Raw genomic sequence first — 21,373 nt, forward strand, 5'->3', positions numbered from 1 at the left:
GCAGCAAGGCCACCCTGGAGTGACCTCCGTTCCGTGGGACGAATACGCCACCGGCGTTATCCGCCGATATCCCGCCGCAACGGCGGATAGCCGCAAGCGGTTATTCGCCCCACCAGGCCCACGTGCCACACTGGAAGGCCACCCTGGAGGGGGCTCCGTTCCGTGGGGCGAATACGCCACCGGCGTTATCCGCCGAGATCCCGCCACAACGGCGGATAACCGCAAGCGGTTATTCGCCCTACCAGGCCCACGTGCCACACTGGAAGGCCACCCTGGAGGGGGCTCCGTTCCGTGGGGCGAATACGCCACCGGCGTTATCCGCCGAGATCCCGCCACGACGGCGGATAACCGCAAGCGGTTATTCGCCCTACCAGGCCCACGTGCCACACTGGAAGGCCACCCTGGAGGGGGCTCCGTTCCGTGGGGCGAATACGCCACCGGCGTTATCCGCCGAGATCCCGCCACAACGGCGGATAACCGCAAGCGGTTATTCGCCCTACAGGCCCACGTGCCATGCAGAAAGGCCACCCGAGGGTGGCCTTTCTGCATGGCGACCAACGCCACGGGCGCTATCCGCTGCCTACCTGCGGTGCTTCTTCATCGCCACCCGGCGCAGGTCGATACCGATCACCACCGGGTCGTGGTCGGAGGCCCGGTACGGCTCGGCGTTGTACAGGCTGTCCTGCTGCCGAGGGGTCTTGAACTCGACGTTGTAGTCCAGCACCCGGGGCTCGTCGGCGTTGATGTGCCACTCCACCGCGCCGCGTACCTGGCGCGCCAGGCTGGCGTTGGCGAGGGCGTGGTCAAGGTAGCCGGACTGCCCGGAGAACACGTAGGAATAGCCCTTTCCTGCGCCCGCCTGACGCGCCACCAGGTCGGTGTAGCCGGCGCTGCGGATGACGTTCACCGGGTCTTCCTTGGCATAGGAATTGAGGTCGCCGATGATCAGGCGATCAGGCTCCTTGGCGCCCGTCGGATCGCCCGCCAGCCAGTCCACCAGGGCCTGGGCGGCGCGCGCCCGGGTCAGGTTGCAGTTGCCCTGGCCGTCGCCGGTGTCCGGGTCGCCGTCGCAGGCCGAGCCCTTCGACTTCAGGTGGTTCACCGCGATGGTCAGGCGTTCGCCGCCATTGATCTCCTGGAAGGTCTGGGCCAGGGTCGGACGGTTGCGGGTGTCGTCGAACTCCGGGTTCACCGAACTGTCGAGCACCGCCGCGGATCGATAGGTGCGGACCTTGTCGCCGCGATAGATCAGCCCCACGGCAATTTCGTCGCTGCCCAGCTTCGCCCGGTTCGGGTTGACGAAGGCATAGCGCTGGCCCTGGGGCAGGCTGGCGTTGAGGCCGTTGACCAGGTCGGCGATGGCGCTGAACTCGCCGTAGCCGTCGTTCTCGATCTCCATCAGGCCGACGATGTCCGCCTTCGAGGCGAGGATCGCCGCGACGATCTTCGCTTTCTGCCGTTGGAACTCCTCGGCCGTGTTGGCTCCGCGCGAGGTGGGGAAACCGCCGCCCTTGCCATCGCCGTTGAAGTAGTTGAGCACGTTGAAGCTGGCCACCCGCAGGCGCCCTTCCACCGCCGGCTGGGCCGGACGCGGATTGGCCGCCTCGAAGGTCGGCGTCTGCAACGGCTGGATACGGTAGCTGCCGGCCGAGTAGTCGAGCACGCCGTCGATGGCGCTGGTACGGTCGCCGACGCGCAGGCTGTTGTAGGCGCTCAGTTCCGGTGCCGGGTAGCGGATCGGGTCGGGGTTCTGCCCGCTGCGGCCGTCGTCGAGGAGAATCCGGTCGAGGTCGTTGCGCGCCTGCATGGCCTTGGCCTGTTCGCCGGGAGCCACCACGTTGGTCGGAGTCATCTGGCGGCCGCCGGAGGACAGCAGGACCTCGCCGTAGCGGCCGAGGTTGTAGACCTCGTTGACGGTCAGCGTCTGGCGGAGCTGCACGCGCATGCCTTCGTAGCGCTCCAGCGCATCGGCGCTGGCCAGCGGCAGGCTGATGCCGGCCGGCGTCGGCAAGGCCACGCCGCTCGCCAGGACGCTGACCTGCAGCGGCCCGACCAGCTCGGTGAGGCCGTTGAACTCGCGGACCTGGCCGGTCACCCGGACGCGGTCGCCGAGCTTGACGTCGCTGCCGTTGCCGCCGTCGTAGACGAAGATGCCTTCGGAGGTCGCCGGGTCGCCGTCCACCGTGGCATCTTCCTGCTGCACGTAGAAGCCCTTCAGCTCGCTGGCGTTCTGGAAGTCGCCGACCACCACGCCCTCGATGGCGACCCGCTGGTTCACCAGCGGACTTTCGGCTCCGGCGCCCTGCACCTCGTGGATCGGTCGCAGGCCGGCCTCCTCGCCGCCGCCGGGCTCGCCAGCGCCATGCTGGCCGAGGTTGGCGAAGGTGTCGCGCGGGTAGCCCAGCCATTGCGCCGCCGGGTCGAAGGCGTCGCTGGGGTCGCTGTCGCCGTCGCGGATGTCGGCCTTGCGCACCAGGCTCCGGTCGAGGGTCTGCACATCGCCGCTGCCCCAGGTCGTGCCGGGGTTGAAGCCGACCTGGCCGAGGCTGTCGAGGATCTCGCCGCTGCGCCGGCGCAGCAGCACCGCATCGTTGCCATTGAACCAGCTGCCTTCCACCCGCTGGCTGGCCAGCGCCAGCAACGCCGGGTCGGCCACGCCGTTGGCGAGGACGAAGGTCTTGCCCGGCGCCAGGCTGCCGCTCAGGTCGATGCTGCGGCCCGCCGCGCTGGCGCCGTTGAAATAGAACTCGACGCGGTAGGCGGAGAGGTCGAGGACCTGGCTGCCGCTGTTGTAGAACTCCAGCGCCTTGTTGTTGCCGCTGCCTTCGACATACTCGGAGATGATCAGCTCGGCGGCGTTGGCCACCGGCAGGCCCAGCAGGGCCAGGCCGCCCAGCAGGGCGGCGTTACGCAAGGGGTGCATCGGGATACTCCTTTATCGGAATGGGGTCGCCGCGGCTCAGGCGCCGTCGGGCTGCAGTTCCTGGGAAAACACCGGCTCGCCGTCGAGGTCGCGCAGGGTGACGGTGAGCGCGCGGCTTTGCGCATCGATCTCCACCTCGCCGAAGAACTGGTAGCCGGCGAAGGGGGAACTGTTCTGGACCAGCGGGGCCTTCTGGAACATCACCTGCGGGCCGAACGTGCCATCCAGCGCGTTGGGTCCGAAACTACCGGCATTGAGAGGCCCGGCGACGAACTCCCAGAACGGCGCGAAGTCCTTGAACGCGGCGCGCTCCGGGCTGTAGTGGTGGGCTGCGCAGTAATGCACGTCGGCGGTCAGCCAGACGGTGTTGCGCACCCCGGCGCGCTGGACGAAGCGCAGCAGGTCGGCGATCTCCAGCTCGCGGCCGAGGGCGGCGCCGTCATTGCCGTTGGCGATGGCCTCCCAGCGGTCGCGGCCCTGGGCGTCCTTGCCATCGGGCACGCAGAGGCCGATCGGCATGTCGGCGGCGATCACCTTCCACTGCGCACGCGAACCGCGCAACTCGCGCTTGAGCCATTGCAACTGCTCACGGCCGAGGAAATCGGTGGCGGCGCTGCGCCGCGCCTGCAGGTTGGCGCTGTTGCCGCCGCGGTAGCTGCGCATGTCGAGGACGAACACGTCGAGCAAAGGGCCGTAGGCGACCTTGCGGTAGATCCGCCCGTCGCGCCCCTGGCGCTGGAAGCGCAGCGGCGCGTATTCGAGGAACGCCTGGCGTGCACGGGCCGCCAGCACGTCGATGTCCTTCACCTGGTAGCGCTCGTCGAGCTGCTTGCTGGAGGACCAGTTGTTGGTGGTCTCGTGGTCGTCCCATTGCCAGATCTGCGGCACCTCGGCGTTGAAGCGGCGCAGGTTGTCGTCGAGCAGGTTGTAGCGGTAGTTGCCGCGGAACTCGTCGAGGGTCTCGGCGACCTTGCTCTTGGCCTCGGTCACCCGGTTGCGCCAGATGCGCCCGCTCTCGGTCTCGATGCGTTCGGGGATCGGCCCATCGGCATAGATGGTGTCGCCGCTGTGCAGGAAGAAATCCGGCTGGCGCCGGCGCATGGCTTCGTAGATACGCATGCCGCCGATATCCGGATTGATCCCGAAACCTTGCCCGCAGGTGTCGCCGCTCCAGACGAAACGGATATTGCGCGCCTCGCTCGGCGCACTGCGCAGGTGGCCGAACCAGGGCTTGCTCAGGCTGCCGTCGCGGGCATCCTCGAAGCGCACCCGGTAGAAGATCGACTGGTCGGCTGGCAGGCCACGCAGGTCGATGCGCGCGGTGTAGTCGAGGCGCTCGTCGGTGACCGGCGAGACCAGCCGACGCGGCTCGCTGAAGACGCTACGGGTGTCCCATTCGACGATCATCCGCGCCGGGCGGTCGGTGCGGCTCCAGACCAGCGCGCGGTCGCCCTGCACATCGCCGGATTGCACGCCATCGGTCAGCTTCGGCCGCGCCCTGGGCGAGGCGATCACCGCCGGCGCGCCCAGCGCCGGCAACAGCAGTCCAGCGCCCAGGCCTTGCACGACGCGGCGGCGCTTGAGGTCCATCCCACTCATACCGGAGTTCTCCGCAGGCTTCACGAAGGTCCGGTTTACCGGGGCAAGTTGACAGGGGCGTTACGGGGACAGACAGGCTATCCGTTTGGTCAGGGGAAACGCCCATTCGCTCCGCGCCGCCCATGCGGCAACGAACCGGGCGTTGCCTCGCTGAAAAGAGCTTCAGTGAGTTTCAGGCTTCAGGGAATACACCCAATCGGAGGGGCGCGCCCAGCGACATTGGCGTCGCTATACGCCCCTTTCCACCGACCTCAGCCGCCCCGCGCGCCCTGGACCGGCCCCTGGGGCGCCTCGCCGCGCTCCTCCTGCACTGCCCGCCCGGCCCGTTCCACGGCGTTCCACAACCAGGGCGGCAGGTGCTCCGGGTCGAGGCTGTCGAGGAGGTTCTTGACCGCCAGGCCCAGCTCGGTGTCGCCCTCGATCACCAGGCGGCGGCGGAAGAACAGGGTATCCGGGTCCTCATGCCGGCTGGCCAGCAGCAGGAAGTCGCGCCAGTCGCCACGGATGGTCACGCTGGCCCGTGGCCGTTCGACCAGGCGCAGGCCGCCGGGCACCCGGGTGACGCACCAGCCGACGCCGAGGTCCCTGACTTCCAGGCGCAGCCAGCGACCTTCCAGCAGGTCGAAGGCGCCCTCCTCCAGCGGCTGGGCGAACAGCCGGTTGGCGACCCGTTGCAGGACCAGGTGCTGGAGCCCGCGCGGAACCTTCGCCGCCAGCGGCAACAGGCGTCCGGCGACGCCGAGGAGCAGGCGTTGGCGGTTCAGCATAGCCCTGCCTCCTCTGCCCGCAGCATCCCCGGCCGGCCGTGCCAGTAGCCGTTGCAGCCTTCCACGGCGAGCGGCGGAGCGGCACCCTTGCGTACCCGGTCGAAGGCCGCGATCACCTCGGCCATGCCCTGCGCCCGAGGACTCAGGCGTAGCAGGTCGGCGCCGCTATGTTCCAGCGAGCGGTAGTCGGCCAGCAGGTTGCTGACCTTGCCGGACATGGTCTGGATGCCGTTGAGGGTGAACAGCGCCTCGCCCTCCTGGCTGAGCAGCGGGATACCTTCGGGATACTGCTGGCAGCAGAACTGGCAGTCGTCCTTGGGCCGGTTCTCCGCCCGCGCGGTGAAGCAGCGCGCCGAGTAGGCCAGCGGCAGGTGACCGTAGGCGAAGACCTCGGTCTGCAATTGCTCCAGGCCCAGCTGCGCAGCCTGGTCGAGCACCCCGCGCAGCAGCTTGCCGGAGACTTCCACCGGCGGAATCCAGCGGCGCATGCCCCAGGAATACAGTTCGGCCAGGGCATGACCGTTGTAGAGGTTCAGCGCCGGACCGCCGACAAAGGGCACGCCGCGCTGGCTGAGGTAATAGACGGCGGCCATGTCGTTGGCCTCGACCCGGAGTTCGCCGTTCTCGCATAGCCGGCGCAGGCTGGACAGCTCCGAAGCGGCCTCGATCAGCGCCAGCCCGGAGAGCACCAGCTCGGCACGGGTCGCCTGCGCCAGCTCGCGGGCCAGCGCCTGCCAATCGTTCAGGGACAGCGCCCGGCGCTTGGCGCAGACGGTCTCGCCGAGGTAGATGACGTCGAGCGGCTGGCCGGCCATCTCGGCGTAGAAATCGAATATCTGCCGCTTGTCCCAGTAGAACAGCAGCGGTCCCAGGCTCAGTTTCATCGCGGCGGTCCTCACTGCCAGGAACGGTGATAGGCGCCCAGGGTGGTCTGGTGCCCTTCGGAAAGTCCGGCCAGCGCGCGCTGCCATTGCGGCTGCACGCTATAGGCGCCCGGCGCGCTGGCGTAGCTGTCCAGCGCCTGGCGCCAGACCCGGGTGACCTGCTCGACGTAGGCCGGGCTGCGCTGGCGGCCTTCGATCTTCACCGCCGCCACGCCGATTTCCGCCAGCTGCGGGACCAGGTCCAGGGTGTTCAGGCTGGTCGGTTCCTCCAGCGCATGGAAGCGCTGGCCATTGACCAGGAAACGGCCCTTGCAGAGGGTCGGGTAGCCGGCCGCCTCGCCGGCGGCGTAGCGGTCGATGAGCACTTCGTTGAGGCGCGAGGTCAACCCCTCCGGTTCCTCGCTCCAGCGCACCGCCCTGGCCGGCGAACAGACGCCGCAGAGGTTCGGCGACTCGCCGGTGACGTAGGAGGACAGGTGGCAGCGGCCCTCGGCCATGATGCACAGGCTGCCGAAGGCGAACACCTCCACCGGCACCGGGCTACCGGCCGCCACCTGGCGTACCTGCGCCAGCGATAGCACGCGGGGCAGGACCGCGCGACGGATGCCGTAGCGTTCGTGATAGAGGGCCAGGGCCGCGGCATTGGTTGCCGAGCCCTGCACCGACAGATGCAGGTTGAGCCGCGGATGACGCTTCGCGGCATAGCCGAGCACCGCCACGTCGGCGGCGATCAACGCATCGACGCCGAGGTCGGCGGCCTGGTCCACCGCGCGCTGCCAGCGCTCCCAGCCCTGCGCGCTGGAATAGGTGTTGACCGCTACGTAGAGCTGCCGCCCGGCCTCGTGGACTCGCCGCAGGCCTTCCTGCAACTGGCGTTCGTCAAGGTTGAGGCCGGCGAAATGGCGGGCGTTGGTGTCGTCGCGGAAACCGACGTAGATGGCATCGGCGCCCTGTCGCAGGGCCGACTTCAAGGCGGGCAGGCTGCCCGCCGGACAGACCAGTTGCATGGGGTTGCTCCTCTGGCGAAAAACGCGCTCCGCGGCAGTGGGCAACCCCGGGGCACAGGCGCCACACTCTAGAAAGACGCTCCCGGTCGGCGCTTGACCGGGATCAAGAAGGCCTCAGGCCATCAGTGCGGAGAACGGCAGAAAGTCGATCGCATCACCCACGCCCAGGGTGGCGCCGCGCTCGATCACCGCCAGCCCGTCCGCCCAACTGGCGGCAAGCAGCATCGCCGAGCCCTGCTGCGGGTGGATTTCCACCCGCCCCCGTTCATCGAGCCGCGCCCGCAGGTACTGGCGACGCGCCCGCGGTTGCGGCCAGTCGAAGGCCGCCGGCAACGCCAGCGGCCGCGGCACTACGTCGAACAGTCCCTGCTGGCGAAGCAGGAACGGACGCGCCACCAGTAATGCGGTGACCAGCGCCGCCGCAGGGTTGCCGGGCAGCCCCAGCCAGGGCTTGCCGGCCACGGAGCCGAAGGCGAACGGCTTGCCCGGCTGGATCGCCAGGCGCCACAGGTTGACCTCGCCAAGCTCGGCGATGGCGCGCTTGAGGTGGTCTTCCTCGCCTACCGAGACACCGCCGCTGGTGACCAGCGCGTCCCATTCGGAGGCCGCCAGGCTGAGCGCATCGCGGCTGGCCACCAGTTCGTCGGCGAGCACTTCCTCGTCGTGCACCTCGAAGCCCAGACCGCGCAGCAAGGCGCCGATGCAGTAACGGTTGGCGTTGTAGATCTGCCCGGCCAACAGTGTCTGGCCGGGCTCGCGCAATTCGTCGCCGCTGCTCAGCAGGCCGATGCGCAAGCGCCGACGCACCGAGACCGTGGCGACGCCGAGACTCGCCAGCAGGCCGAGTTCCTGCGGGCGCAAGCGCTGTCCGGCACGCAGCACCGGCGCGCCACGACGCAACTCCTCGCCGCGCCGGCGCACATGCTGGCCGGCGCTCACCGGCGGCAACTGCACGCGCTCGCCGTCGACCACGCAGAGTTCCTGCGGCACCACGCAGTCGGCGCCGGTCGGCAGCGGCGCGCCGGTGAAGATCCGCGCCGCCTGGCCCAGCGGCAGGCTCATGCCGCGGGTGTCGCCGGCGGCGATCCGCGCGCCGACCGTCAGGCTGCCGCCGCTGCGCGGCAGGTCGGCGGAGCACAAGGCGTAGCCGTCCATCGCGCTGTTGTCCCAATGCGGCAGGTCCATCGGCGCCAGCAGGTCCTCGCCGAGCACTCGTCCCAGCGCCCGCTCCAGGGCCAGGCTCTCGCAGGCTGGCGGGCGCGGCGCGCGCGCCAGCAGTTCGGCCAGCGCCTCGTCGAGCGGGCGCAGTTGGCCGCCATCGCAGGCGCAAGCGCTCACGAGCGGCACCCGCAGCCGGCCACCGGCGCCACGGCTGGCGGGGTCTTCAGGTGCGGGACGAAATTGCACGGGCGGGTGCGGCTGTCCAGTTGCGCCAGGAGAATCTCGTTCCAGGCGGTGCGACAGGCGCCCGGCGAGCCGGGCAGGCAGCACACCAGGGTACCGTTGCTGAGCCCGGCCAGCGCCCGCGACTGGATGGTGGAAGTGCCGATCTCGCGCTGCGAGACCTGGCGGAACAGTTCGCCGAAGCCCTCGACATCGCGCTCGAACAGCGGCCCGACCGCCTGCGGGGTGTTGTCCCGCGCGGTGAAGCCGGTGCCGCCGGTGATCAGGCCGACCTGTACCTCGGGGTCGGCGATCCAGGCCGAGACCACCGCGCGGATCTGGTAGATGTCATCGGTCTTCAGGCTCCGCTGGTGCAGGCGATGACCGGCGGCCAGCAGCGCGTCGGCGAGGGTCTGGCCGGAAGTATCGGTTTCCAGGGTACGGGTGTCGCTGACGGTGAGGATGGCGATGTTCAGCGGCTGGAAGGTGGAGGTGGCCAGGTGGCTCATGGAAGGGGTCCTAGGAACGGGCGATGCCTCAGCCTGAACCGCGGGCCCCCGGCTGGCTATTCCTCCGAAGAGGTAAGCCGGCGGCGCGAGGAGGTAGACGTCACTCCTCCCAGCGCTGCGCGGCGGCCTGGTCGCTGCAGCGGCCTTCGACCCAGCGCGGGCCTTCGGCGGTGTCTTCCTTCTTCCAGAACGGCGCGCGGGTCTTCAGGTAGTCCATGACGAAGTTGCAGGCGTCGAACGCCGCCTGCCGGTGGGCGCTGGCGCAACCGACGAAGACGATCGGCTCGCCCGGCTCCAGGCGGCCGATGCGGTGGAGGATCTCCAGGCGCAGCAGCGGCCAGCGCTGCCCGGCCTCGGCGGCGATCTTGCCGAGGGCCTTCTCGGTCATGCCCGGATAATGTTCGAGGAACATCCCGCCGACCTCGCGACCGTCGTTGAAGTCGCGCACGTAGCCGACGAAGCCGACCACCGCGCCGATGCCGACGTTCTGCGCATGCAGGGCGTTAAGCTCCTGCCCCGGATCGAAAGCGGCCTGCTGGACGCGGATGGCCATGGGTTCAACCTCCGGTGACGGTGGGGAAGAAGGCGACTTCGTCGCCGTCCTGCAACGGCTCGTCGAGGCCGCACAGTTCCTGATTGCGCGCGCACATCAGGTTCTGCTCGCCGAGGGTACGCTCCCAGGCCCCGCCGCGCTCCACCAGGAGCTGGCGCAAGGCGCCGAGGGTCGCCAGCCCGGCGTCCCAGTTCAACTGCTCGCCGTCGATGCCGAGGGCTTCGCGGTAACGGGCGAAATACTGCACGCGGATCATGCCTGCCCTTCCTCCTCTTTGCGATAGTGGCCGCTCTTGCCGCCGAGCTTCTCCAGCAACTGGACCTGCTCGATGACCATCCCGCGGTCCACCGCCTTGCACATGTCGTAGATGGTCAGGGCCGCGACGCTGGCGGCGGTGAGCGCCTCCATCTCCACGCCGGTCTGCCCGGCCAGCCGGCAACGCGCGCGGATGCGCACGGCGTCCGGCGCCTCGGCCTGCAGTTCGAGCTTGACGCTGGTGAGCAACAACGGATGGCACAGCGGGATCAGTTCGTGGGTGCGCTTGGCCGCCTGGATGCCGGCGATCCGCGCCACGGCGAAGACGTCGCCCTTGGGATGGCCGCCGTCCTGGATCAGTTGCAGGGTTTCCGGGCGCATGCGCACCACGGCCTCGGCCGTGGCTTCACGGGAGGTCACGGCCTTTTCCGTGACGTCGACCATGTTGGCGCGGCCCTGGGAATCGAGATGGGTCAGCACGTGGGTGCTCCTGGAAGAGGATACTGGCCAGTCATTGTAAGCCCTGGAGGGCATGACGCGATGCCTGGGGGAGGTTCGGAAGGGGGATGATTGTATACATAAAGAGGTAGGGCAGGCCGGCGCAAGGCACCTCATCCCGATCGGGTAACGATGCGGGCCCGGTCCCCGGACCGGGCCTGGCAGGATGTATATCCCGCCCGGCTTTTTCAACCGGGCGGGATATCGGCCGGCGATTGCCGCCGGCTACCTCACATGTGCGCCTCGGCGTACTCCGCCAGCACCGAGCGCGGCACCCCTTGCAGGGTCACGTGCACGCCGTGGGGGAAGTCCTTGAAGCGTTCGGTGAGGTAGGTCAGGCCGGAGCTGGTGGCGGACAGGTAGGGCGTGTCGATCTGCGCCAGGTTGCCCAGGCAGATCACCTTCGAACCGCTGCCGGCGCGGGTGATGATGGTCTTCATCTGGTGCGGCGTGAGGTTCTGGCATTCGTCGATGAGGATCAGGCTCTGCTGGAAGCTGCGCCCGCGGATGTAGTTCAGCGACTTGAACTGCAACGGCACCTTGCTGAGGATGTAGTCGACGCTGCCATGGGTGCATTCGTCGTCCATGTGCAGCGCTTCGAGGTTGTCGGTGATGGCGCCGAGCCAGGGCTCCATCTTTTCCGCCTCGGTGCCGGGCAGGAAGCCGATGTCCTCGTCCAGGCCCTGCACGCTGCGGGTGGCGATGATGCGCCGGTAGCGCTTGCTGACCATGGTCTGCTCGATGGCCGCGGCGAGCGCCAGGATGGTCTTGCCGGAACCGGCGGCACCGGACAGGTTGACCAGGTGGATGTCCGGGTCGAGCAGCGCGTACAGCGCCAGCGACTGGTACACGTCGCGTGGCCGCAGGCCCCAGGCTTCCTGGTGCAGGAGCGGCTCCTGGTGCAGGTCGAGGATGGTCAGCTCGTCCTGCTGGATGCCCTTGATCCAGCCGACGAAGCCCTGTTCGTCGACGATGAACTCGTTGATGTGCACCGCCGGCAGGTTGTCGGTGAGCTGCACGCGATGCCAGGTACGGCCGTGGTCCTGGCGGGTCTCGACCTTGCTCACGCGGTCCCAGAAAGAGCCGGCGAGGGAATGGTAGCCGCGCGACAGCAGGGCCACGTCGTCGATCAACTGGTCGGTGTGGTAGTCCTCCGCGTCCACCCCGCAGGCGCGCGCCTTCAGGCGCATGTTGATGTCCTTGGTCACCAGCACCACGCGCACGCCGCTGTGGCGGCTCTTCAGCTCGACCAACTGGTTGATGATCTTGTTGTCGTTGAGGTGCTCCGGCAGCCAGGTGATGGGCTCGGCACGCTTGCTCATGAGGATCGACAGGCTGCCGCTGGGGCCGTTCTTGCCACGCTGGATCGGTACCCCTCCCTCTACCTGCTCGGGCGTGGCCTCGCCGAGTACCTGGTCGATCAGGCGGATGGCCTGGCGGCACTCGGCGGCGATGGTGTGCTTTCCGGTCTTCAGCTTGTCCAGCTCTTCGAGCACCGTCATCGGGATCGCGACGCGGTGTTCCTGGAAGTTCAACAGGGCATTCGGATCGTGGATCAGGACATTGGTATCGAGGACGTACAGGGTGGGCTGGGTGGGGCGGGAACGTCCGTGGTCATCCATACGCGATCACCTTCTGCTAAGGGCCTGGCGACGGAATGCCGGGTCGGCGCTCCGCCGGGGGGCGAGCCGCCTTCTCTCTTCCGGTGGGGAGAGCCTGACAGCAGAGGTGAGGGCCGGGGCCGCCACCTGTGCTGCAGGGTTCGGCGGTCTACGGTTCCACAAATACCGCAAAAAATATGACGGTAAAAAGTACTTTTCGTCATCAGCAGGTTTTTTTTCCGCAAGCGACGAAATACCTTGGCGCAGTCCTTCGCGAGGTCTAGTGTTATCGGTCCCACCTCTGTGAAAACCCTCCGCTTTTCCGTGCCGCAACGGTTTTCCAGCGCCATTCCCCCTCCCCCCTGCCCCTGCGACATAAAGCCGCCACTGCGCCCTGCGCCGCCTTCCTGTATGAATCCGGGGCTTGACCTTGACACGATGTCAAGGCTGAACCTGGCGACAGATCTCACCGGCGCCTCCCAGGGCGCCTGCGGTGCCACTTCTGTCCATTCCAAGGAGGACTCATGAACAGCGCCACGCTAACCGAGCTCGATCTGCCGGTCAGCGGCATGACTTGCGCGTCCTGCGCCGGCCGTGTCGAACGAGCCCTGAAGAAAGTGCCCGGGGTCGCGGCCGCCTCGGTCAACCTGGCCAGCGAGCAGGCCCGCGTACAGGCCCCGGCGGACAGCCTGCCGGCCCTGGTGGCGGCGGTCGAGCAGGCCGGCTACCAGGTTCCGGCGCGCAGCCTGGAACTGTCCATCGAGGGCATGACCTGCGCCAGTTGCGTCGGCCGGGTCGAGCGGGCGCTGAAGAAGGTGCCCGGCGTACGCGAGGTCAGCGTCAACCTGGCCAGCGAGCGCGCCCACCTCGAGCTGCTCGGCGCCGTGGACAGCCAGGCCTTGCTACAGGCGGTGGAACAGGCCGGCTACAAGGCCCGCCTGCTCGACGCGGGGCAACCACGCCAGGACGATGCCGAGCGCCGCCTGCGCCGCGAACGCTGGTGGGTGATCGCCGCGCTGTTGCTGGCGTTGCCGCTGGTGCTGCCGATGCTGGTGGAATGGGCCGGCCTGCACTGGATGCTGCCGCCGTGGGCACAGTTCCTCCTGGCGACCCCGGTGCAGTTCGTCATCGGCGCGCGCTTCTATGTCTCCGCCTGGCGCGCGGTGAAGGCCGGCGCCGGCAACATGGACCTGCTGGTCGCCCTCGGCACCAGCGCCGGCTACGGCCTCAGCGTCTACCTCTGGCTGACCGCCCCGCCCGGCCACATGCCGCACCTCTACTTCGAAGCCTCCACCGTGGTGATCGCCCTGATCCTCCTCGGCAAGTACCTGGAAAGCCGCGCCAAGCGCCAGACCGCCAGCGCCATCCGCGCCCTCGAGGCGTTGCGCCCGGAGCGCGCGGTGCGCCTGCGCGACGGTCGCGAGGAAGAGGTGGCGATCGCCGAGTTGCGCCTCGGCGACGAGGTGGTGGTGCGTCCCGGCGAACGCTTCCCGGTGGACGGCGAGGTGCTCGACGGCAGTAGCCACGCCGACGAGGCGCTGATCACCGGCGAGAGCCTGCCGGTACCCAAGGCTCCCGGCGACAAGGTCACCGGCGGCGCGATCAACGGCGAAGGCCGCCTGCTCCTGCGCACCACTGCGCTCGGCGGGGAAACGGTGCTGGCGAAGATCATCCGCCTGGTGGAAGACGCCCAGGCCGCCAAGGCGCCGATCCAGAAGCTGGTGGACAAGGTCAGCCAGGTCTTCGTCCCGGTGGTGATCCTCATCGCGCTGGTCACCCTCGGCGCCTGGCTGGTCGCCGGGGTCGGCCTGGAGCAGGCCCTGGTTAACGCCGTGGCGGTGCTGGTGATCGCCTGCCCCTGCGCCCTCGGCCTGGCCACCCCGACCGCGATCATGGCCGGCACCGGCGTGGCCGCGCGCCACGGCATCCTGATCAAGGACGCCGAGTCCCTGGAAGTCGCCCATGCGGTCACCAGCGTGGCCTTCGACAAGACCGGCACCCTGACCTCCGGGCGACCGCAGATCATCCACCTCGGCGGCGACGACCAGGAGCAACTGCTCAGGCTCGCCGGCGCCCTGCAACGCGGCAGCGAGCACCCGCTGGCCAAGGCCGTGCTCGAGCGCTGCGCCGAGCGCGACCTGGAGGTTCCGCCGGTGAACGCCAGCCAGGCCCTCAGCGGTCGCGGCATCCAGGGCGAGGTCGAGGGTCGCCGGCTGGCCCTGGGCAACCGCCGCCTGCTCGACGAGCAGGAACTCAAGCCCGGCGCGCTGGCGAGTGCCGCCGCGGACTGGGAGGCCGAGGGCCGCACCCTGTCCTGGCTGCTGGAATTGGCTCCGGAGAAACGCGTGCTCGGCCTGTTCGCCTTCGGCGACAGCCTCAAGGACGGCGCCGCCGAAGCGGTGGAGGCCCTGCGCGGACGGGATATCCACAGCCACCTGATCACCGGCGACAACCGCGGCAGCGCGGCGGTGGTGGCCAAGGCCCTGGGCATCGACGACGTACACGCGGAAGTGCTGCCGGCGGACAAGGCCGCCACGGTCGCCGAGCTGAAAGGCCGGGGCCGGGTGGTGGCGATGGTCGGCGACGGCATCAACGACGCCCCGGCGCTGGCCGCCGCCGACGTCGGCATCGCCATGGGTGGCGGCACCGACGTGGCCATGCACGCCGCCGGCATCACCCTGATGCGCGGCGACCCGCGCCTGGTGCCGGCGGCGCTGGACATCTCGCGGCGGACCTACGCGAAGATCCGCCAGAACCTGTTCTGGGCCTTCATCTACAACGTGATCGGCATCCCGCTGGCGGCCTTCGGCCTGCTCAACCCGATGGTGGCGGGCGCAGCGATGGCCTTCTCCAGCGTCAGCGTGGTCGGCAACGCCCTGCTCCTGCGACGCTGGAAGCCCTGAGCCAGCACGCCAGGCACATGGGGTGGCGCGCCTAGCGCAACAACCCCATGTGCTTGGCCCGCGCCACCGCCTGGGTGCGACGCTCGACGCCGAGCTTGTCGTTGATATGGCGGGCGTGGCTCTTCACCGTATGCAGCGAGATGAACAGCCGCTCGCTGATCTCCTGGTTGGACAACCCCTGAGCGATCAGCTCCAGCACCGCCAGTTCGCGCCCGCTGAGCACCTCGCCCGCACCGCCCGCGGGCTCGGCGGGCGGCTCCGGCAACAGCGCGCGCATGCGCTGGGCGCCGGGACAGGCAGGGAAGCGCTGCAACTGTTCGCGCAACCATTCCGGCTGCTGCACGAGCAATTCGTGGAGCGGCAGCAAGGCTCCGCCGACTGCGCCCTCCATGGCCTGTTGCAGGGTCGCCAGCGCCTCGCGCTCGCGGCCCTGCTCCAGGTGCAGCGCAGCCAGTTGGCCGAGGGCCAGGCGAGCCGGCAATAACGCGCCGTTCTCCCGCGTCGAGCGGGCCAGCCGGTCCAGGCGCCGGGCGGCTTCCTCCGGGCGTCCTTCGCGGCGCTCCAGGCCGGCCTGGAGCAACTCCACATGCAGCGGCAGCAGCGGACTGCATTCCGGCGGCGTGGCCGCCTGCCCGCCGTAGGTGCCGCCCAGGCGCTGTAGCCAGACGCCGGCCAGTTCGGTCTGGCCCTGGGCCAGCCAGAGTTCGCACTTGATCAGGGTGATCGCCGCCAGGTAGTAGATCGGCGGGATATCCCAGGCATGCATCAACCGCTCGACGTCGCCAAGCCGGGCGAACGCCGCCGCGTAGTTGCCCAGGCGCCCTTCCAGGCTGGCCAGGACGCAATAGCCGATCACCAGGCTGACATCCCGGCAGCTGCGGGTTTCCTCGATTCCCTGCTTGATCCACTTGCGCGCTTCGTCCGGCTGCAGCGCCAGGCTGCGCAGGTAGCCGCGGTACAGCAGGAGCCGCCCGCGCACCGCGTAGCGGCGTTGCGCCGGCAGGTGCTGGAGGCGTTCCAGGCCCTGGCGCACCTCCTCCTCGGCGCGCGCCACCTCGCCGCGCGCCTGGAGGACGCGGGCGCGGTCGTAATGGACCAGTGCCTCGAACAGCGGGTTGCCGTAGCGCTGGGCGAACTCCAGGGCGTCGCGGTTGTAGTTGCGCGCCTGCCAGAAGTCGCCACGGGTCACCGCCAGGTTGCTCAGCGTCGACAGGCATTGCAGGCGGGTGCCATAGCGCTCCCCGGCGAGGTCCTGCAAGGCCTCGCGGCAGTGCGCCTCGGCCTTGTCGATATCGCCGCGGCCGCGCGCGATCACCCCGCTCAGGGCCTGCCACTGGGCCAGCAGGTCGCGCTGCGCGGACTCGTCCGGCGCCGGCAGGAAACGCGCCAGTTGGCCGGCCAGTTCTTCCGCGGCATCCAGCTGGCAGGCCAGCGCCAGCGCCCAGCCGTACAGCAGGATCAGGCGCGGCGTGCTCGCCAGGAGGCTGTCCGGCAGGTCCATCTTCCAGCGCAGCAGGGTGGCGATGTTCTGCTCCGCCAGCAGTTGCTCTTCCGACAGGTTCTGCACCAGGCTCGCCGCCACGTCCGGCTGGCCGGCGCGCAGCGCCTGCTCCACCGCCTGGTCGAGCAGGCCATGGCGGCTGAACCAGCCGCAGGCGCGCAGGTGCAGGGAGCCGGCGGACGGACCGAAGTCGGGCAAGGGACGCGCCAGCAGCAGGTCGGAGAACAGGTGGTGGTAGCGGAACCACTGGCCGTTTTCGTCCAGCGGCACGAGGAAGACCTGGTGCTGCTGCAGGTGGTCGAGGATCGCCGCGCTGTCGCCGGCCTCGCGCACGGTATCGCAGAGCTCGGCGCAGAAGCGCTCGAAGCGCGCGGTCTGGGCGAGGAACGCCTGGACCTCGGGCGGCTGCCGCTCGATCACCTCCTCCAGCAGGTAGTCGCGGATCAGTTCGTCGGCGCCGTGTACCCCGGGGCTGACCTGCTCCTCTGGATCGCCGCGCGCCAGCAGCCAGAGGCGCAGCCCGGCGACCCAGCCTTCGCTGCGCTCGAGCAGCGCGTCCAGCGCGTCCTCGTCGAGTTCGAGGCCGCTGGCGGCCATCAGCGCCCCGCTCTCCTCGGCGGTCAGGCGCAGGTCCTGTTCGCTGAGTTCGAGCAATTGCCGCGACAGGCGCAGGCGCGCCAGGTGCCAGTCCGGCCGCTGCCGGCTGGTGACCAGCAGCACCAGGCCCTCGGGCAGGTGATTGAGGAGGAATTGCAGGCAACGGTCGAGCACCGCGCCCTGGGCCAGGTGGTAATCGTCCAGCACCAGTAGCAGGGGACGCTGCGGGTCCAGGCAGGGGGCGAGTTCGTCGAGCAGGTCGTCGAGCCAGGTCTCGAAGGCGAACGGCTGGTGACGCTGGCGCATCTTCAGCAGGCCGAGGGCCTCTTCGCCCAGGGTCGGGTGGTACTGTCGCAAGCCATCGAGCAGGCGTTCGAGGAAACGTCCGGGATCGCTCTCGCGGCTGCTCAGTCCCAGCCAGAGGCTCTGCCAGCGCGGATCGAGGCTTTCGCAGAACTCGATGGCCAGGGAACTCTTGCCGAATCCGGCGGGCGCGGCGATCAGCAGCAGGCGACCGTCCAGTCCGTCGCGCAGTCGACGGCAAAGACGCGGGCGCGCCACATGGGCCGACGGCAGCGGGGGGCGGAAAAAGCGGTTGGCCGTCGGCAGAACGGCGGATGGAGTGCCCGAGAAGGTGCGCGAGAAGTCAGTCATCACCCGGTTTCTTGGTTTATGTATGGGGCGTGAACGCTCCGGAGACTAACCACAAGTGATGGCTATTTGAAGCACTATCCATCGGCTCGGACGAAATAGCGCACCGGCGCTTCAGCTCGATAACCAAGGAAAGACCGGTTTCCCGGCGCGGTCCAGGCGCGGCAAACGTTTCCCGGCCACACAGGTGCCCGCCGGGAGGATGGCGACGACGGAATCCGCGGGCGAGGCGGGAAAACACTTTGTAATGAATTGACGGCCGGAGCGGCACGCCGCCCGCGAAAACGAAGAAACCGGCACAAGGCCGGTTTCTTCGTGGCTAGGAACGCCGTTTCTCAGCGTACCCCTTCCTGGCGCAGCGCCGCCGGGGTGTAGTCGCTTTCCGAAGCGCTGTAGTTGAAGTCGTAGGCCTGTTTCTCCTCGTTCTTCATGCCAAGCGCCAGGTAGCGGCCGGAGAGCAGGTCGTAGAGGGTTTCCACCGCGTACCAGGGCACCTGCTTGTCGTAGTACTGCTCGGCATGCGCCTCGGCCACGCGCCACAGGGTGCCGCGACCGTCGTAATGGTCGATCTCGGCGGCCTGCCAGGTGTCCTCGTCGATGTAGAAGTCACGCTTGGCGTAGATGTGCCGCTCGCCCGGCTTCAGGGTCGCGACCACATGCCAGACGCGGTGCAGCTCGTAGCGGGTCAGGTCCTGGTTGATGTGGCCGGCCTTGACGATTTCGCTGTACTTGATCTTCGGATCGTCGAGCTTGTAGCTGTTGTAGGGAATGTAGATTTCCTTCTTGCCTTCCAGCTTCCAGTCGTAGCGGTCCGGCGCACCGTTGTACATGTCGAAGTTGTCCGAGGTGCGCAGGCCGTCGGCGGCGGTGCCGGGACCGTCGTAGGACACCTGCGGAGCCCGCCGCACGCGGCGCTGGCCGGCGTTGTAGAGCCACGCCAGGCGCGGCTCCTTGACCTGGTTGAGGGTCTCGTGGACCAGCAGCACGTTACCGGCCAGGCGCGAGGGCGCGGTGACCCGCTGCTTGAAGTAGAACAGCACGTTGCTCGGCTTGTTCGGGTTGTAGTCCTTCAGGTTGGTACGGAAGGTGAAGGCATCCTGGAAGTAGACCAGCTGGTAGGAGCCGTTGACCTGCGGAGTGGCCTGGGTCACCAGGCGCCGGACGCTGCCGCCGCGGTAGCGGGTGATGTGGTTCCAGATCACCTCCAGGCCGTTCTGCGGGATCGGGAACGGGTTGGCGGTATCGAAGTTCTCCAGGCCGTTGCCGCCTTCCACCAGCTTGGTGGTGGTGGCGTTGCGCTTGGCCGCCTCCTGCACCGCCGCCGGGACGGTGGCGCTGCGGTGGGTCTTGTATACCGGGATCTTGTAGGTATCCGGGTAGCGCTTGAACATGGCCAGTTGGCCGGGAGTCAGCTTGTCCTTGTACTGGTCGACGTTCTGCGCGGTGATGGTGAACAGCGGTTGCTCGCTGGCATAGGGGTTGGCGAGGAAGCCACGGCTGTCGACGCTGCCGGCGTTGGTCGCCAGGCCGCCGTCCCAGGCGGGGATGCTGCCGTCGGCGTTGCCGGCCTTCTCCGCCCCCAACGGAGTCAGGCTGGTGCCGAGCTTGGCCGCCTCGTCGGCGGATACCGCCGCCATCACCTGGGTGGCCAGCAGGCTCAGGGCCAGTACACCGGTATGCAGAAGAATCTTCGTTGTTTTCATTCGCTCGTCGTCCTCGTTAAGTCCTGCTCGCTGGCCCGGTTCGCACCGGGCCGGCGTACATCAGAAGTTCATGCCGAAGCTGAGCGCGACGAAGTCGCGATCGTCCACGGTGGTGTACTTGCCGTCGAAGAAGTTGGTGTAGGAGAGGCTCGCGGTGTAGGTGTTCTGGTACTCCGCGTCCACCCCCAGGCTGACCGCCTTGCGGCCTTCCTCGAAGTTGGCGCCGGGGCCGGGCGAATAGCCATCGACGTCGTGCGACCAGGCCACACTGGGCTTGAGGTTCACGCCCATGAACACGTCGTTGTAGTCCCAGATCGCACGGGCGCGATAACCCCATGCGTCCGAGGTGGTATAGCCATCGTTCTCGCAGTAGCGGCTGACGTTGTTCGCTTCGGCGGTGCCCAGCGTGCTGACGTTCAGCGCCTGGCAGCTGGCCAGGCCGGAGATGGTCCCCGGCAGCGGCCCCGGTCCGAAGACCGGGTCACGCCCGTAGCGTGCCTTGGAGGTGCTTTCCAGGCCGCCGACGTGGGTCCAGCCGATCTCGCCCACCAGGGTCAGCCGCTCGGCGCCCATCACCTGGTCGAAGAAGTGCGTCAGGGTGGTCTGCAGTTGGGTGATCTCCTTGCGCCGATAGCCGTGCAGGTCCTGCCCGGCCTGGCCGTTCAGCACCGAGGCGTTGTCGTAGGGGCGGTTGCCGCCGATGCTCACCGGGTCGAGGCCGGCGAAGAGGATGTCGGTGGTGTTCAACTGCACCGGCGCGTTGGGCCGGTAGCTGACTTCGCCGCTCCACGCGGTGCCGTTGGGCAACGTGGTGGAGAAGCTCAGGCCGAACATGCGGATATCTTCCGGGTACTCGATGAAGTAGCTGGAGTTGCCGGCGGTGGCCGCCGCCGCAGCCTGGGCGGCCAGTGCCGGGTTGATCGCGGCGAGGCGGGTGGCGAGGTCGTTGATCGCCGCCATGGTGCTGGCCGAGGCGCCCTGGCCGCTGAAGATCGGCAGGCGGCTGTGGTAGTTCATGTAGTAGGCGCCGAACTCGGTGTTCAGTTCGTCGGCGAAGTAGCGCAGGGCGAAGCCGTACTGGCCGCTGTCGCGAGCGTCGCGGTCCGGCCCGCGGCGGACCAGGATGCCCTCGTCCCAGGGCGACGGGGTAACGCTCAGGCCAGCCCCGGCGAGCACGTTGTTGAGCAGGTTGATGGACGCCTTGTTGTTGGTCAGCACCGCCAGGTTCTGGTCGCAGCCATCGGCCACCACGTCCGGCTGGGAGAAGAAGGTGCCACAGTTGTCGACCACCGTCTGGTCCCACTCGATCTGGTAGAAGCCTTCGGCGGACAGGTTGTCGGTGAGGTTCTGCGACAGGTAGAACATGTTCACCGGGATCAGGCCTTCCTTGATCTCCGAGCCGGGCCGGCGGAAGGCGGTGACGTCGATCGGGTTGATGGCGCTGATGCCGTTCTGGATGAAGGTGCTCTCGCCCCAGTTCACCACCTGCTTGCCCAGGCGCACGCTGCCCGGCAGGTCGCCGATGGCATAGTTGTGGTAGATGAAGGCGTCGAGCAGTTCGGCTCCGGAGGACTTGGCCAGGGTCTTGCGGCCGCTGTCGTCGATGTCCTTGAACTCGCGGTGCTCGTCCTTCAGCTCGAAGTCGTACCAGTACTTGCCGCGCAGGAACACACCGGTATCGCCGTACTTCAGTTCGAGGTCATGGATGCCCTTGAAGACCTTCGAGAACGTTTCCCCACGCTTGAAGTTCAAGTGGCTGTCGTCGGAGGTCTGGGAAAGTCCCTTGCCGCCGTTGTTCACACCGATCAGGTTCTTGTTCGGCTTGGCGGTCGACCAACTGGCCCCGACCGACAACGCCGAATCGAAGGAACCTTCGATTTCCCCGATGTTGAAGGTCACCCCAAAGGCCGGAGCCGCCAGCGAGGAAGCCAGGCTGACGGCCAACGGCAACCGGGCCCGACGCGAGAACGGATTACGGGTTGTCATCGACGCTACTCCATGTGTGTTTTTTGTTATGAGTGCGTGGACTATAGCTAGCG

General features: G+C 68.3%; 15 protein-coding genes. 1 reads left to right on the plus strand and 14 read right to left on the minus strand.

Features of this window, described 5'->3' with window-relative positions; genetic code table 11:
• Positions 1-580: 580 nt before the first annotated feature.
• From HMPREF1224_RS22205 to HMPREF1224_RS22255, 11 genes are all read right to left on the minus strand, one after another.
• Positions 581-2,923, minus strand: coding sequence for an endonuclease/exonuclease/phosphatase family protein (locus tag HMPREF1224_RS22205; RefSeq protein WP_003104243.1), 2,343 nt, complete (start codon positions 2,921-2,923; stop codon positions 581-583).
• 36 nt (positions 2,924-2,959) lie between these two features.
• Positions 2,960-4,522, minus strand: a complete 1,563-nt coding sequence (locus HMPREF1224_RS22210) for an alkaline phosphatase D family protein (protein ID WP_003110915.1) — start codon at positions 4,520-4,522, stop codon at positions 2,960-2,962.
• A 251-nt stretch (positions 4,523-4,773) separates the two neighbouring features.
• Positions 4,774-5,289 (minus strand): ubiquinone anaerobic biosynthesis accessory factor UbiT, encoded by a 516-nt coding sequence (locus tag HMPREF1224_RS22215; protein WP_003104247.1) that lies wholly within the window; start codon positions 5,287-5,289, stop codon positions 4,774-4,776.
• Complete coding sequence (locus tag HMPREF1224_RS22220) at positions 5,283-6,173, minus strand: U32 family peptidase (RefSeq protein ID WP_003110916.1); 891 nt, start codon at positions 6,171-6,173, stop codon at positions 5,283-5,285. Before HMPREF1224_RS22220 ends, HMPREF1224_RS22215 begins: the two co-directional genes overlap by 7 nt.
• A gap of 11 nt (positions 6,174-6,184) precedes the next feature.
• The gene (locus HMPREF1224_RS22225) at positions 6,185-7,180 is read right to left on the minus strand and encodes a ubiquinone anaerobic biosynthesis protein UbiU (protein ID WP_003093020.1); all 996 of its coding nucleotides are present in this window, start codon (positions 7,178-7,180) and stop codon (positions 6,185-6,187) included.
• Between the two features lie 114 nt (positions 7,181-7,294).
• Complete coding sequence (gene glp, locus HMPREF1224_RS22230) at positions 7,295-8,518, minus strand: molybdopterin molybdotransferase MoeA (RefSeq protein WP_003114306.1); 1,224 nt, start codon at positions 8,516-8,518, stop codon at positions 7,295-7,297.
• Positions 8,515-9,072 carry a molybdenum cofactor biosynthesis protein B gene (gene moaB / locus HMPREF1224_RS22235; protein WP_003093023.1) on the minus strand — a complete coding sequence of 186 codons (558 nt, stop codon included), beginning with the start codon at positions 9,070-9,072 and terminating at the stop codon, positions 8,515-8,517. The genes glp and moaB overlap by 4 nt, the downstream gene beginning before the upstream one ends.
• 100 nt (positions 9,073-9,172) lie before the next feature.
• A complete protein-coding gene (moaE, locus tag HMPREF1224_RS22240; protein WP_003093025.1) occupies positions 9,173-9,625 on the minus strand; it encodes a molybdopterin synthase catalytic subunit MoaE in 453 nt (150 codons plus the stop codon).
• Positions 9,626-9,629: 4 nt separating this feature from the next.
• Complete coding sequence (moaD, locus tag HMPREF1224_RS22245; protein ID WP_003093027.1) at positions 9,630-9,881, minus strand: molybdopterin converting factor subunit 1; 252 nt, start codon at positions 9,879-9,881, stop codon at positions 9,630-9,632.
• Entirely contained in the window at positions 9,878-10,360 is a 483-nt protein-coding gene (moaC, locus tag HMPREF1224_RS22250) for a cyclic pyranopterin monophosphate synthase MoaC (RefSeq protein ID WP_003093030.1), read from the minus strand. The genes moaD and moaC overlap by 4 nt, the downstream gene beginning before the upstream one ends.
• A 248-nt stretch (positions 10,361-10,608) precedes the next feature.
• Positions 10,609-12,000 (minus strand): PhoH family protein, encoded by a 1,392-nt coding sequence (locus tag HMPREF1224_RS22255; protein WP_003093038.1) that lies wholly within the window; start codon positions 11,998-12,000, stop codon positions 10,609-10,611.
• 503 nt (positions 12,001-12,503) lie between these two features.
• Here HMPREF1224_RS22255 and copA1 point away from each other — a divergent pair.
• The gene (copA1, locus tag HMPREF1224_RS22260) at positions 12,504-14,882 is read left to right on the plus strand and encodes a copper-translocating P-type ATPase CopA1 (RefSeq protein WP_003093042.1); all 2,379 of its coding nucleotides are present in this window, start codon (positions 12,504-12,506) and stop codon (positions 14,880-14,882) included.
• Positions 14,883-14,913: 31 nt separating this feature from the next.
• Here copA1 and HMPREF1224_RS22265 read toward each other — a convergent pair whose 3' ends face one another.
• The 3 genes from HMPREF1224_RS22265 to HMPREF1224_RS22275 form a co-directional block, all read right to left on the minus strand.
• Positions 14,914-17,634 carry a winged helix-turn-helix domain-containing protein gene (locus HMPREF1224_RS22265; RefSeq protein ID WP_003124089.1) on the minus strand — a complete coding sequence of 907 codons (2,721 nt, stop codon included), beginning with the start codon at positions 17,632-17,634 and terminating at the stop codon, positions 14,914-14,916.
• 332 nt (positions 17,635-17,966) lie between these two features.
• Positions 17,967-19,334, minus strand: coding sequence for a DUF1329 domain-containing protein (locus HMPREF1224_RS22270; protein WP_003103009.1), 1,368 nt, complete (start codon positions 19,332-19,334; stop codon positions 17,967-17,969).
• A gap of 60 nt (positions 19,335-19,394) precedes the next feature.
• Complete coding sequence (locus tag HMPREF1224_RS22275) at positions 19,395-21,320, minus strand: DUF1302 domain-containing protein (protein WP_003093045.1); 1,926 nt, start codon at positions 21,318-21,320, stop codon at positions 19,395-19,397.
• Positions 21,321-21,373 lie beyond the last annotated feature (53 nt).

The sequence above is a fragment of the Pseudomonas sp. P179 genome (assembly GCF_000478485.2).
GTDB classification, from domain to species: domain Bacteria; phylum Pseudomonadota; class Gammaproteobacteria; order Pseudomonadales; family Pseudomonadaceae; genus Pseudomonas; species Pseudomonas aeruginosa.

Bases quoted from the DNA above. Each gene is read 5' to 3' on its own strand.
- HMPREF1224_RS22255 (WP_003093038.1), bottom strand. From the start codon at position 12,000: ATGGATGACCACGGACGTTCCCGCCCCACCCAGCCCACCCTGTACGTC.
- copA1 (WP_003093042.1), top strand. From the start codon at position 12,504: ATGAACAGCGCCACGCTAACCGAGCTCGATCTGCCGGTCAGCGGCATG.
- moaE (WP_003093025.1), bottom strand. From the start codon at position 9,625: ATGGCCATCCGCGTCCAGCAGGCCGCTTTCGATCCGGGGCAGGAGCTT.
- HMPREF1224_RS22220 (WP_003110916.1), bottom strand. From the start codon at position 6,173: ATGAAACTGAGCCTGGGACCGCTGCTGTTCTACTGGGACAAGCGGCAG.
- HMPREF1224_RS22205 (WP_003104243.1), bottom strand. From the start codon at position 2,923: ATGCACCCCTTGCGTAACGCCGCCCTGCTGGGCGGCCTGGCCCTGCTG.
- HMPREF1224_RS22225 (WP_003093020.1), bottom strand. From the start codon at position 7,180: ATGCAACTGGTCTGTCCGGCGGGCAGCCTGCCCGCCTTGAAGTCGGCC.
- HMPREF1224_RS22275 (WP_003093045.1), bottom strand. From the start codon at position 21,320: ATGACAACCCGTAATCCGTTCTCGCGTCGGGCCCGGTTGCCGTTGGCC.
- moaD (WP_003093027.1), bottom strand. From the start codon at position 9,881: ATGATCCGCGTGCAGTATTTCGCCCGTTACCGCGAAGCCCTCGGCATC.
- HMPREF1224_RS22270 (WP_003103009.1), bottom strand. From the start codon at position 19,334: ATGAAAACAACGAAGATTCTTCTGCATACCGGTGTACTGGCCCTGAGC.
- HMPREF1224_RS22210 (WP_003110915.1), bottom strand. From the start codon at position 4,522: ATGAGTGGGATGGACCTCAAGCGCCGCCGCGTCGTGCAAGGCCTGGGC.
- HMPREF1224_RS22265 (WP_003124089.1), bottom strand. From the start codon at position 17,634: ATGACTGACTTCTCGCGCACCTTCTCGGGCACTCCATCCGCCGTTCTG.
- HMPREF1224_RS22215 (WP_003104247.1), bottom strand. From the start codon at position 5,289: ATGCTGAACCGCCAACGCCTGCTCCTCGGCGTCGCCGGACGCCTGTTG.
- moaB (WP_003093023.1), bottom strand. From the start codon at position 9,072: ATGAGCCACCTGGCCACCTCCACCTTCCAGCCGCTGAACATCGCCATC.